The 12,174-nt window shown below is 59.7% G+C and carries 8 protein-coding genes and 2 pseudogenes; 5 read left to right on the top strand and 5 right to left on the bottom strand.

Annotated elements, in window-relative coordinates:
- Window positions 1–1,203 carry a TerC family protein gene (locus LTH93_RS01655; protein WP_241469796.1) on the bottom strand — a complete coding sequence of 401 codons (1,203 nt, stop codon included), beginning with the start codon at window positions 1,201–1,203 and terminating at the stop codon, window positions 1–3.
- A 777-nt stretch (window positions 1,204–1,980) separates the two neighbouring features.
- Here LTH93_RS01655 and LTH93_RS01660 point away from each other — a divergent pair.
- From LTH93_RS01660 to LTH93_RS01680, 5 genes are all read left to right on the top strand, one after another.
- A complete protein-coding gene (locus LTH93_RS01660) occupies window positions 1,981–3,717 on the top strand; it encodes a polysaccharide biosynthesis protein (protein ID WP_241469798.1) in 1,737 nt (578 codons plus the stop codon).
- A complete protein-coding gene (locus LTH93_RS01665; protein WP_241469799.1) occupies window positions 3,710–4,840 on the top strand; it encodes a DegT/DnrJ/EryC1/StrS family aminotransferase in 1,131 nt (376 codons plus the stop codon). Before LTH93_RS01660 ends, LTH93_RS01665 begins: the two co-directional genes overlap by 8 nt.
- Window positions 4,841–4,883: 43 nt before the next feature.
- Window positions 4,884–5,504, top strand: coding sequence for a sugar transferase (locus LTH93_RS01670; RefSeq protein WP_241469802.1), 621 nt, complete (start codon window positions 4,884–4,886; stop codon window positions 5,502–5,504).
- A 5-nt stretch (window positions 5,505–5,509) separates the two neighbouring features.
- Entirely contained in the window at window positions 5,510–6,154 is a 645-nt protein-coding gene (locus LTH93_RS13350) for a NeuD/PglB/VioB family sugar acetyltransferase (RefSeq protein ID WP_370642626.1), read from the top strand.
- A gap of 379 nt (window positions 6,155–6,533) precedes the next feature.
- Entirely contained in the window at window positions 6,534–7,787 is a 1,254-nt protein-coding gene (locus LTH93_RS01680; RefSeq protein ID WP_241469812.1) for a glycosyltransferase family 4 protein, read from the top strand.
- 105 nt (window positions 7,788–7,892) lie between these two features.
- Here the strand turns inward: LTH93_RS01680 and LTH93_RS01685 are convergent.
- The 4 genes and pseudogenes from LTH93_RS01685 to LTH93_RS01700 all read right to left on the bottom strand — a co-directional run.
- Window positions 7,893–8,234, bottom strand: a pseudogene (locus LTH93_RS01685) (transposase); the annotation flags it as partial.
- Between the two features lie 9 nt (window positions 8,235–8,243).
- Entirely contained in the window at window positions 8,244–9,617 is a 1,374-nt protein-coding gene (locus LTH93_RS01690) for an ISL3 family transposase (protein WP_241469814.1), read from the bottom strand.
- 109 nt (window positions 9,618–9,726) lie between these two features.
- A pseudogene (locus LTH93_RS01695) lies at window positions 9,727–10,672 on the bottom strand (IS3 family transposase); the annotation flags it as partial.
- Window positions 10,673–10,770: 98 nt separating this feature from the next.
- Entirely contained in the window at window positions 10,771–11,997 is a 1,227-nt protein-coding gene (locus tag LTH93_RS01700) for an IS110 family transposase (RefSeq protein ID WP_241469816.1), read from the bottom strand.
- Window positions 11,998–12,174: the final 177 nt, after the last annotated feature.

Consider the following 12,174-nt stretch of genomic DNA (forward strand, 5'->3'; position numbering starts at 1 on the left):
TCAGCGCACGCCGCTGCGCAGGCCTCGGGCCTTCTCCAGCAGCGCGAGGTACTGGCCGCGGTGTTCGATCAGGTCTTCCTGGTATTTCTCGGGCACCTTTGCCACCTTGGTGGCCCAGTAGTCGTACTTCTGGGCTGTCTGGATCAGGTTGAACTCTCGGTCCGCGGGCGCCATTTCTCGGAGATCCACGTAGCGCTGGGAGTACTTCTCGGCGTTCTGGATGGCGCGAAGCGCCCGGCCCTTCGGTGCGATCAGCGAGGTGGTCACCGTGATGATCAGGACACCCACGATGACCAACAGCGAGAAGCCGGTTTCGATCTCGACCACGGAGACGTCTTCGCCGTTGTTGATGAAGAAGAGGTTGTTCTCGTGCAGGGCGTGGATCATCAGCTTGACGCCGATGAAGCCCAGGATCAGCGCCAGGCCGTAGGAGAGGTAGATGAGCCGGTCCAGCAGGCCGTCGATGAGGAAGTAGAGCTGACGCAGACCCATCAGCGAGAAGGCCGTGGCGGCGAAGACGATGAACGGCTCCTGGGTGAGCCCGTAGATGGCCGGGATCGAGTCCACGGCGAAGAGCAGGTCGGTGCCGCCGATGGCGAGCATCACCAGCAGCATCGGGGTGAACATCCGCTTGCCGTTGACCCGGGTGGTGATCTTGTCCCCGTGGTATTCCTCGGTGGTGTTCAGGTGCCGGCGGGCGAACCGGATGAAGAAGTTGTCTGCCTCGTCTCCCCCGGTGTCCCCAGCGAGCTCCTTCTTGAGCAGCTGCCCGGCGGTCATCAGCAGGATGATGCCGAAGAGGTAGAAGACGTCGCTCCACAGGTTGATGAGCCCGGCGCCGATGAAGATGAACCCGCTGCGCGCGATCAGCGCGAAGACAATGCCGAAGAGCAGCACCTTCTGCTGATACTCGCGGGGGACGTTGAAGCTGCCGATGATGACTAGGAAGACGAAGAGGTTGTCCACCGAGAGCGCCTTCTCGGTGACGTAGCCGGCGTAGTACTCGGTGGCCATCTCCGGGTGGCCCAGGACGAAGAAGCCCAGGCCGAAGAGCAGCGCCACGCCCACGTAGAAGGAAGACCAGAGGGCGGCCTCTTTGATGGTGGGAGTGTGCGCCTTGCGCACGTGGAAGACGAAGTCGAAGAGCAGCAAGCCGATGATCAGCGCTAGCGTGACGGTCCAGATCAGTGGGGAGATCTCCATGAAGGAGCCTTTCGCGAAGAAGGGTACAGCGATGTCTTCGCGAGTCTCTCCGCCTGAATCCAGGCCTCTGTGTCCGGCGAGGCGACGATGCCCCGCGTGCTGACGACCACAGTGTTAGGGATACTCCCCCACGCTTGGATGATGATACACGGGTTGGGCTGATCAGAGCTTGGACCACTGACGCGCCCCGACGTGCGAAAATCAGAAAGACAATTCGGAACTCGGTTCCCCCGACGGTTCAGGGGCGCGCTAGATCAGTCGCGGAACCAACGCAAGTTGAGATGCAGGCTTCACTTTGAGTGCTGTCAAACCTGATCAATATCTATCAAGTTTATCAGCGCAAGATAGACAAATATATTTCACAGGAGCACCCACCCTCCAAAGACTGACGTGATATATTGTCCCTTTCAGTATCAGGCAAGAAACAGGCGTGGATCGCGCAACTCTCAAAAGTCGGAGCCACAGCAACACGCATATAGACATTAGTACCCCTTATGCCACTCATTTTGCGTGGCGACTGGCAACCCAATACATTTGAGTTGACTGAACAAGCTTTGGGGTGCGGGATCGATACATGCTTCACTCTGATGCAAAAAGGTGGGGGCCTTAATGTCTACTATATATTCACCGACGACCGAGTCCCGCCCAGGGCGAGCGAGGACCCGCGGATCCACTGGTTCAGAAGCTGTATTCAGCAGTGTGTCGCGCGGGCGTCGCCGTTGGCTATTCACCGCTGGAGTAGATTCTCTCTGTTGGATATTCGCGCTTTGCACTGCAGTGATTCTGCGCTACGACCAGGACCTTACGCAGCCCAACTGGGCTTCGATCGCTATTCTCGCGGTAGTTGCCACGGTGCTCCAAGTAGCGATGGGGCAGTTCGGCGGGCTCTATGCAGGGCGCCACCGCTACGGCACCTTCCATGAAGTGAGACCACTTGCCGCATCTGTACTGACAGTCGCGACACTGCTGTCCGTTTTTGTGGTGACGTTCGGCCCCGCAGTTGCTATACCCCGCAGCACGGTCTTCATTGCCTTTCCCCTCGTGCTGGTCGCCACCCTTGGCGTCCGCTACACGCTCCGAGTTCTAATCGAACACGCACGTCGCCCCAGCGACACCTCGCCACCAGCATTGATAGTTGGCGCGGGTGATATGGGAGACGCACTGTTGCGCATGGTGCTGACCAACCCGAGCGCACCCTTCACTCCTGTAGGAATCGTCGATGACGACCGGGACAAGCAGAATCTGCGTCTGCGCGGAGTGCCTGTTCTGGGCACCACCGCTGAGATTGCCGAGATTGCTGCCAAGACCGGGGCGAAGATCTTGGTCATTGCAGTAAATCAGGCCGATGCGAGGTTGATGCGCCAGTTTTATGATGCGGCACAAGGAGCCGGACTGACAGTGGCAGTCGTGCCTACGCCAACTCAGGTCATATCTGGCGAAGCGGCCGCCGGTGATATTCGCAAGGTGAGCATCGAGGATCTCATCGGACGCAATCCTGTGGACACCAACGTTGAGTTGATTGCTGGGTATGTGACCAGCCGTCGCGTCCTGGTCACCGGCGCCGGCGGTTCTATCGGGTCAGAGTTGTGCCGTCAGCTGTCGAAGTATGGGCCCAGTGAGCTGATCATTCTCGACCGCGATGAGACTGGCCTGCAGACCACCCAGCTGAGCGTATCTGGACATGGATTGTTGGACACCAATGACATAGTCCTGGCCGACATTCGCGGGGCTGAGAACCTCCGAGAGTTGTTCATGCAGCGCAAGCCAGAAGTGGTATTCCATGCAGCGGCGCTGAAGCATCTGCCCATGCTGGAGCAGTACCCCGACGAAGCATGGGAGACCAACGTGCTGGGGACACTCAACGTCCTCAACGCCGCTCGGGCCGCGGGCGTGGACACCTTCGTGAACATCTCGACCGATAAGGCTGCCAATCCGACCTCCGTACTCGGTCATTCCAAGCGCGTTGCAGAGAAGCTGACCGGATGGGCTGCCGACGAGACTGGGATGCGCTACCTCTCGGTGCGGTTCGGCAATGTCATCGGCAGTCGCGGTTCGATGCTGCCGACGTTCCAATCCCTCATTGAATCGGGTGGGCCCCTAACGGTGACCCACCCGGACGTGACCCGGTACTTCATGACGATCCCCGAGGCCTGCCAACTCGTGGTTCAGGCGGGTGGCATCGGGCGCGCCGGGGAAGTCCTCATCCTCGATATGGGAGAACCAGTCTCAATTCTAGACGTCGCTAAGCGCATGATTACAATGTCCGGAAAATCTATTGAAATTGTATTCACTGGCCTACGGGCGGGTGAAAAAATGCATGAAGAACTGGTCGGCCAGAGAGAAAATCTAGAGCGACCATTTCACCCTAAGATTTCGCACACTCTAGTCGATAGCCTTTCGCCCGATAAACTACACAAGGCCGAATGGGAAGCAAGGATGTTTGCGATCCCTCGCGACAACGACACTACGGAGATCCAGAGAATGCCGTCACGAGTCGGATCGACGAATGAGTGAACGAATCCACTTGTCAACCCCTGACGTCGGCCAGGCAGAGGAAGACGGCATCGTCAGCGCCTTGCGCTCGGGATGGATCGCGCCACTGGGCCCCGACGTCGATGCATTTGAGCGCGAAGTCGCCGATCGAGTAGGCGCCAACCACGGGGTGGCCCTCAGTTCCGGCACGGCTGCACTTCACCTGGGGTTGGTGACCCTCGGAGTCGAGGCCGGCGACATCGTAGTAACTTCGACGCTGACATTCGCGGCCACCGCGAATGCAATCATGTACACCGGCGCTGAACCGTACTTCGTTGACGCTGAACCCGACACGGGCAATATGGACCCCGACCTTCTTCACGCCGCGCTCAGTAAGCTTCGTGCCGATGGGGAGAGGGTCGCAGCCATCGTGCCAGTCGATCTGCTCGGCAAAACCATCAACTACACCGCAATTTTGGCCGTCGCCAACGAGTTCGAGGTCCCAGTTCTCGCAGATGCTGCAGAGTCCTTGGGTGCAACCCACGCCGGGAAGGCCGCAGGCAGTTTTGGCGCTGCGTCGATCGTCTCCTTCAACGGAAACAAGATCATGACCACATCGGGCGGTGGAATGCTTCTGACCGACGATGATTCCATTGCCCAGCGCGTGCGATACCTGGCAACCCAGGCCCGCCAGCCCGTGGCGCACTACGAGCACACCGAAGTGGGCTACAACTACCGGCTGAGCAATCTGTTGGCGGCGCTGGGTCGAGTGCAGCTCTCGCGACTTGATGAGATGATCGCCAGACGCCGCCAGGTTCGCGAAATGTATGGGTGTCTATTCGCTGACATCGAAGGCGTGCAGCTGTTCGGAGCTGAGGGTGACACTCACGACAACGTATGGCTGACCTCGATCCTGGTCGATTCCAGCATCGCGGGTTGGTCCCCCCAGGACCTGACCGCCGCACTCGCGAAGGACAATATCGAAAGCCGCCCGATTTGGAAACCGATGCACCTCCAACCTGTATTTGCCGGGAGTCGAGGGGCCATCAACGGCACCGCGGAGCGGCTCTTCACGACCGGGCTGACGCTTCCGAGCGGATCCGCGTTGACGACCGAGCAACGCAATCGAGTCAGTGATGCAATCGAAACCTTCTTGGAAGGATGAGATGCCCGTTCCTTGTCACCACGCACCGTTGGGGGGGCTGTCGATGAGCTCCCCACGTCGACCCGTATTCGATACAACTAAGAGGGCATTCGATGTGTGCGCTTCTGGACTCGCACTCATAGGTCTTGCGCCCGTCCTCGGCGTAACTGCACTATGCGTGGCGGCTAAACTTGGCCGGCCGGTGCTCTTTCGGCAGCAAAGACCCGGACGCTCCGGTGAGATCTTCGAGCTAGTGAAGTTCCGGACCATGCTCGATGTCGATGAAGCAGGAGGGATCGTCACCGATGAGCAGCGTATGACACCGACCGGGTCGATGCTCAGGGCGCTCAGTGTCGATGAGCTGCCGAGCCTCGTCAACATCTTTCGTGGCGATATGAGTTTCGTCGGACCACGCCCGCTCCTGGTGCAATACCTTCCGTTGTACTCGGCCGAGCAAGGCCGGCGTCATGATGTCCGTCCAGGTCTGACTGGCCTGGCACAGGTCAATGGCCGCAACGCGTTAGATTGGAAACGTCGATTCGAGCTCGACATAGAATACGTGGACAACCGTTCCTGGATGCTGGACCTTCAGATCCTGTTCAAGACCGTGGATAAGGTTCTCCGACGCGACGGAATCTCTTCGACGGGACATTCCGCCGGTGCGCCTTTCACAGGTGAGGTCTAACGTCCATGAAGAGCCGCATCGTCATAGCAGGCGCGGGTGGATTCGGCCGTGGTGTCTACGATTGGCTTCAAGACACCCTCTACGCCCGCGGAACAGCTCAGGCGACCGACGTGGTCTTCATCGACGACGGCACGCCGCTTGTGCAGCCGCAGGCCCGGGTTATCTCCACGATCGGGGCGTACCAACCGCTTCCCCAAGACGAAGTGATCTGTGCGATTGCTAAACCAGAGTTCCGGCGAGAGATAGTCGAAAGCTTGCAACGCAAGGGGGCTCGCTTCCACTCTTTCGTCGACCACCGGGCCGTGATCGGCAGTCGGGTACTCATTGGCGAAGGCTCCGTGATCTGCCCAGGGACAGTGCTCGATGCCGATGCCAAAATCGGAGACCACGTACACGTGAACTCCAACTGTTTCGTCGGCCATGATTCGGTCTTGAGCGATTACACCACCCTTAGCCCCGCTGTGAACGTTATGGGTGAGGTGACCGTCGGTGTTGGCAGCTTCTTGGGTGGGAGCGCGGTGGTTCTCCCCCGTACGAGCGTCGGCGAGTGGAGCGTTCTAGGTGCAGGGGCTGTGTTGCTACACGGCAGTGAACCTAAGACCGTGAAGGCGGGGAATCCCGCTAGGATTATCAAGAAACGAGCCACATAAAGCAATTTACCACTCTCCTGACGTTGAATTTCAGAACTACTCCTCGACGAGAACGTCAATCAGACTATGATGTACGAATAAACTCGCGGCCTGGCATCAAGTATCAAAGCAACAAAAGTGAGACACAACTATTTATACTGCTTTTTTTATGATCTAAGTGAAGAGGTTGAAACTGAAAAACTACAACAGGAGTTTAAAGAGTTTATAATCTCGACACTAATGCCACCGTGCAAACTATTTACGACAGATAAGTGGATGAGCGTCCTGAACTTGACTGTTTAGATGAATATATTACTTGCCAGGAAACTAGCTTGGCACTATAAAATAACACTCAGGATTAATAGCAGGTAATATGCGATTTACAACAGGTGGAGACAATTTGACTTCCGTTGAGGTTGATCTCGAAAAAAAAGGACACGTGTGGATTGTCAACCATTATGCAGCTGCCCCCCATAAAGCGGGCGGCGCCGGTAGGCACTATTATCTGGGCCAGTGGCTTGGGCGACTAGGCTGGTCAACAACAATGATTGGGTCCACGACTGAACACCCTACGGGCGCGCAGGCGTTTGACTCTTACAGGTTCGTACGCACCATCGCTGAAGGTGGTGTCAACTGCGTCTGGGTGTGGTCAAACTCCTACCGATCTGGTGGTGTCGCCCGCGCGGTTGGGATGGTTATTTTCACGGTGGGAGTACTAATCCCTCGAAGCACGCGGGACGCAGACAAGCCTGACGTCGTCATAGGAAGCACCGTCCACTTACTAGCAGCATGGGCCGGACTTCGCTTGGCGCGGCGACACAAGACTCCATTTGTCTACGAAGTTCGCGATCTGTGGCCAGAGACCCTTGTAGATCTCGGCGCATTGAAGTCAAATGGGCTCGTTGCACGCGCAATGAAACGCTTTTCTTTATCGCTCGCAAGAAAAGCGTCTTTGGTAGTTTCACCTCTTCCTGGCGTAGGTAAATACCTCGATGAAAATTATATTTTTACACCGTTTAAGTGGTTGGCAAATGGAACCGATGAGTCCTTAACGTCCAAAGAAAGAGGCGATGCATCGAAACGCAACACATCTTTTACCCTTATGTATCTAGGTTCACATGGTCGCGCCAATGCTTTGGACACACTACTTGAAGCATTTGAACGGGCTTGCGAACTACTTCCTGACGCCGATTTTGTATTCAGACTCGTTGGAGGTGGCCCAGCAAAAACAAAGTTGGAGTCAATGGCGCGCGGGATGACCCACGGAAACCGTATTGTTTTCGAGGACAATATTCCCAGATCCGCCGTGAACGAGCGTGCTCGTGAGGCTGATTGCCTCGTTGTAAACCTGTTAGATAAGCCGTTATACAGATATGGGATCAGCTTGAACAAGCTGTATGACTATTTCCTCGCGGAGCGGCCAGTGATAATTGCTAGCAATGCTCTTAACGATCCTGTGGCGGAAGCAGCGGCAGGGCTCTCAGTCCCGGCGGACGACGTGGAAGCCCTGGCAGATGCGATCGTAAAGATCTACCAAATGGATCCAAGCGTACGCGCAGCAATGGGCCGTCGTGGTCATCTGCATGTTTTGCACAATTACACGTACGAGGCACTCGCTACGCAGTTGTCCGCAGCCCTGCAACGACTAACCTGATTGAGCCGCCCACCCAGGTCGGTTAGAGTTTCAGCGCAGAAGGCTTGGAGCAGGTTTTTGAGGTGATGGTCATGCTCTCAGTGAACCGGCCCAGGTTCGATGCCGCTACTTTGCGGGTTCGGGCTCTCGTGTGAGGGCCTCATTGTGGAGCTTCTCGAACTCTATCGGGGTGAGCATCCCGAGGGTGCCGTGGAGTCGCCGATCGTTATACCAGTCGACCCAGCCGGCAGTTGCGTACTCGACGTCGGCGAGAGTCCGATAAGCGCCGGGATGGAACACGGTGGTGCGGATGCACTCGGCTTTGCACAGCCCGTTGATCGTCTCCATCAGGGCGTTATCGTAGGCGTCGCCAACAGTTCCGATCGATGGGGAGATGCCCTCAAGTGCGAGGTGCTCAGTTAGATGAATCGCTGTGTATTGCGACCCGGCATCGCTGTGATGAATCAAACCGGCTCTTCACACTTGAGCGTGGAGTCCTGCTCGAGAGTGGATTCGGGAGCGTCGGCGTGTCTGCCTGAAGCTCCTGGCCAGAATACGTGACTGGTAGTTGGCCTGGTTCCGGAACCCGAGGCCGGTGCGCTTGATCTGCTTGATCGACGTGTTCGCCGCTTCTGACCGTGCGTTCGTGACCCGGGTACGGGTGAACATCTTGATCTCTGGCCACCACCTCGCCACCGTCACTGAGAGCTTCTCTGCTTCTGGCAGCCCGGCAGCGGCCACCGCAAGTTCGAAGTCGATCCTCGCTCTCTGCGCCGCGGGGATGGACTCAGCATTCAGGATCCTGCGCAGGTGCTCTTTCAGCGCCCAGGCCGCGGCAACCTGCTCGAAATCAGCGTCATCCAGGACCTGCTCCAACCGGTGTAGACCAGCTGCGGTGAACCGGTCTCCAGCGCGCAGCAACAGCATCCGGTGGGCCCACACCGCGTCTTGTTTCCGACCCCGCCGGCCCAACACCTCCCGCAGGGCACGTTGGCGAACTTGAGTGAACATCTGATTGCCCAGCTTGACCAGATGGAAGCGGTCAACGCTGATCTGAACCGCGGGCAGCACCGTGCGGATCGCAGACCGGAACGCCATGGAGGGATCGATCGCGACGACCTCAAGCCGATCCAGCCACCCCGGGGAACGGGCTTGGAGCCAGGCGGCCACGTTCTTCGAGGACCGCCCATCAACGATCCCGAGCACATGGCCGGTGTTGGCGTCCACGAAGGTGCTCATCCACGGCTCCACCCGGCACCACACCGAGGTCTGCGGATGTTTGAACCAATTCGCGGTCGCGAACCGGTGTTCATCGATCCCCAGCGCCCGAACCGGCACCTGATCCACCTGCGGCAAGACCATGCTCTGGGTCAGGATCGCGGTGTTGACCGTGGCCCAGGCGATTCCATGTGCGTGGGCGACTTCGGCGGTGGCCCGCCCGGAGTCCAACACCGCAGCCACCACTGCCTCTCGCAACCGTGTGGTGCACCGGGCTCGGGATGGCATCTGCTCGGTGACCTGGGTGAAGGTCTGTCCCGGGCAGGCAGTCTCGGCGCAGATCAAGCGCGGCTTTGCCACGACCACCTCGGCCCGGCCGCCGCCGAGGGGAACGTCCTTCACGCGCTGCCGGATACGGTGGCGGACCCGAGTGGCAAGGACCCCGCACTCGGGACAGGCCTCTTCTTGATCCTGGGCGGTGACCACGACGCGGCGACCGCCCAGGGGCAGGTCCACGGCCTCGAGGACGGTGTAGCCGGCGAGGTTGAACACCACAGACGCGGCATCACGTGCGGGGTCTTCGGCGGCGGGGCGGATGCGCGGGGTCAGGTGCTCGCGCGTAGGCTGGGACATGGCTCGTGTCCTTCGTGATCGAGGATAGATTCGTCGCAAAATCCATCCTCAAGAAAGGGCACGAGCCTCTTGACTCACGACACCCCCACGCTCAACTGGGAAGAGCCATCAAACCTCCAGGTGAGACAGGCTTTCCTTCCCGCTCGCGCTGCCACAGAGCAATCCGCAGAGGGGTCACCGGCTGGACCTTCTTACTGGAGCTGGCGTGCCAGCCCACGATCCGCTGGGCGAAGACGTCCAGGACAAACGCCACATAGACGAACCCCGCCCAGGTACGGACGTAGGTGAAGTCCGTGACCCACACCCGGTTCGGCGCCGGGGCGGGGAAGTCACGGTTGAACAGGTCACCGGCTCGTTTCCCGTCCGGATCAGGGATGGTGGTGCGCAGCTTCTTCGCTCGCCGAACGCCCTCGAGCCCGAGGGTGCGCATCGCGCGATCCACCGCCCCACGGGAGGTCCCGGCGAGCCCGGACTCCCGGCGAATCCGGGCGACCCACTTCCGTCAGCCATACAGGCCCTTCGGAGTCATCTGGATCTGCCCGGTGACCTCGTTGAATGTCCATGCCAGGTCGCGGATCTTGTCCTCGACCAAGGCATCGGTGACAGTGCGGGCATCGATCCGGACCAAGCTCTTCCAGGCCCGGTAGGTCCTCGCAGCGATCCCCAGACCCTGCTGGCGCAGGACGCGGAGGATCGACTCTACTGCGTGGCCCTCGTTTCTCGTCTCGTCGATGAAAGCGCAGGTCAGCGGTTGCGGGGGTCGAGTTGCCCGCGAAGAAAATCAAGGCTCGGCGGAGGATCTCGTTGTCCTCCCGCAGCCGCCAGTTCTCGGCCTTGAGTCGTTTTACCTCAGCGGATTCCTCACTCGTGACCCCGGGACGGGTTCCGTCGTCGACTTCGGCTTGGGACAGCCACCGCCGCACGGACTCGCGCGAGACGTTCTCTTGGCGTGCAACCGCAGTGACTGCAGCGGTCAGGGTGGGGCATTCCTGCTGGTGCTCTCGCACGAGTCGCACGCACCTCGCGCGCAGCTGGGGATCGATCTTCTTCGGCATACTGTCTATCCTTCCGGACTTAAACAGCGGGGGCATCAAACTTGGGCCGGTTCACACACCTCCCAGCGGCTGACAGGGGGGTGCCTCTATGGTTTTCCTCAAGCCGCCAGGGAGTGCTCGGATGCGACCGGGGCGGCGGGGTCTTGGTACAGGGTCCCGTCACGCAGCATCGCGTAGAGAGTATCCAGCCGGCGCCGGGCCAGCGCGATGATGGCCTGCTTATGCCGCTTCCCCTCGGCGATCTTCCGGTCGTAATACGCCCTCGAAGGCGGATGATGCAAAGCGGCGAACGCTGAGTTATACAGGCTCGATTTCAGCCGCTTGTTCCCGCCGCGGTTGGCGAACTCCCCACGAATGGAAGTCCCGGAACGACGCGTGGTCGGGGCGATGCCGGCGTAGGAGGCCAGGTGGCCTGCGGTCTTGAAGTCTTTGCCCACCACTTCGGTGAGGATCCTGGCAGCGGTCCTGACTCCGACTCCGGGCATCGAAGTCAGGACCCGGTGAAGAGGGTGGGCCTCCACAAGAGCCTCGACCTGCTCCAGGACTCCGGCCCGCTGCCGGGTCAGGTCTTGGAGCTGATTCGCTAGGATCGGCACGATCGTCGCCGCGGCCTCAGTGCCGGCGACCACCACCGTCTGGGCCTCCAGGGCGGAGAAGATCTCCTCCGTGACCCGTTCGGCCAGTCGTGGGTTGTGCTTCTTGATCCGATTGCGCACATGACCTCGTCCAGCGGTCTTCAGCCGCTGCGGGGTCGCCCAAGTGCTCAGGGCGTCGAGGACCCCGACCTGATGCAAGTGAGGGCCCACAGCTCGCTCCAGGGCTGGATGGATCTGGGTGAGCAGCCCGCGCAGCCTGTTCCTGGCCGCAGTGGTCTGGCACAGCAGGTCATCATCGAACCCAGCCAATACGGCGAGTTCAGCGACCTGTTCATCAGAGACCGCGATCGAGCGCAGCGCCGCGGGCATCGTGCGGGCGGTCTCGGCGATGATGAACGCGTCCCGGGCATCGGTCTTGGCCGATCCGGCGTGCAGATCGGCCATCCGGCGCATCGTGAGCCCTGGCAGATAGGCGATCTCGATCCCCTCGGTGGCCTGGGCGACCGCCACGGGCAGAGCCCCGATCGTGGCTGGCTGATCCACCACCACCAGCGCAGCCCCATGGTCGCTGGTCAGGGCGGTGAAGAGTTCTTTGAGGCGGGTCTCGTCGTTGGGCAGGGGTTTGTCGTAGACCTTTTCCCCGTGCTGGGTGAGGGCGGTGGCGTGGTGTTCTGATTTGCCCACGTCGAGGCCGATGAATAGCGCGAAGTCCTGATGTTCCCAGGCCACGAGCTCCTCCTGTCGTTTTCCAGAAGCCGGTCACCGCTGCGGGCATGGCGCCTGCGGCAGTCAGTCATCCAGTCCGAAGAGTCGGTGGGCGGGTCATGCTCGGCATCCACGTTAGAAAACAAGCCCTCTACGCTGTCATCCCGCGTTGGGGCGTCGTGCCTCTGACTTGTCTTGAAT

Origin of the sequence: Nesterenkonia sp. DZ6, from assembly GCF_022565835.1 — a bacterium.
Taxonomy (GTDB): domain Bacteria; phylum Actinomycetota; class Actinomycetes; order Actinomycetales; family Micrococcaceae; genus Nesterenkonia.

Bases quoted from the DNA above. Each gene is read 5' to 3' on its own strand.
- LTH93_RS01655 (WP_241469796.1), bottom strand. From the start codon at position 1,203: ATGGAGATCTCCCCACTGATCTGGACCGTCACGCTAGCGCTGATCATC.
- LTH93_RS01665 (WP_241469799.1), top strand. From the start codon at position 3,710: ATGAGTGAACGAATCCACTTGTCAACCCCTGACGTCGGCCAGGCAGAG.
- LTH93_RS01670 (WP_241469802.1), top strand. From the start codon at position 4,884: ATGAGCTCCCCACGTCGACCCGTATTCGATACAACTAAGAGGGCATTC.
- LTH93_RS13350 (WP_370642626.1), top strand. From the start codon at position 5,510: ATGAAGAGCCGCATCGTCATAGCAGGCGCGGGTGGATTCGGCCGTGGT.
- LTH93_RS01690 (WP_241469814.1), bottom strand. From the start codon at position 9,617: ATGTCCCAGCCTACGCGCGAGCACCTGACCCCGCGCATCCGCCCCGCC.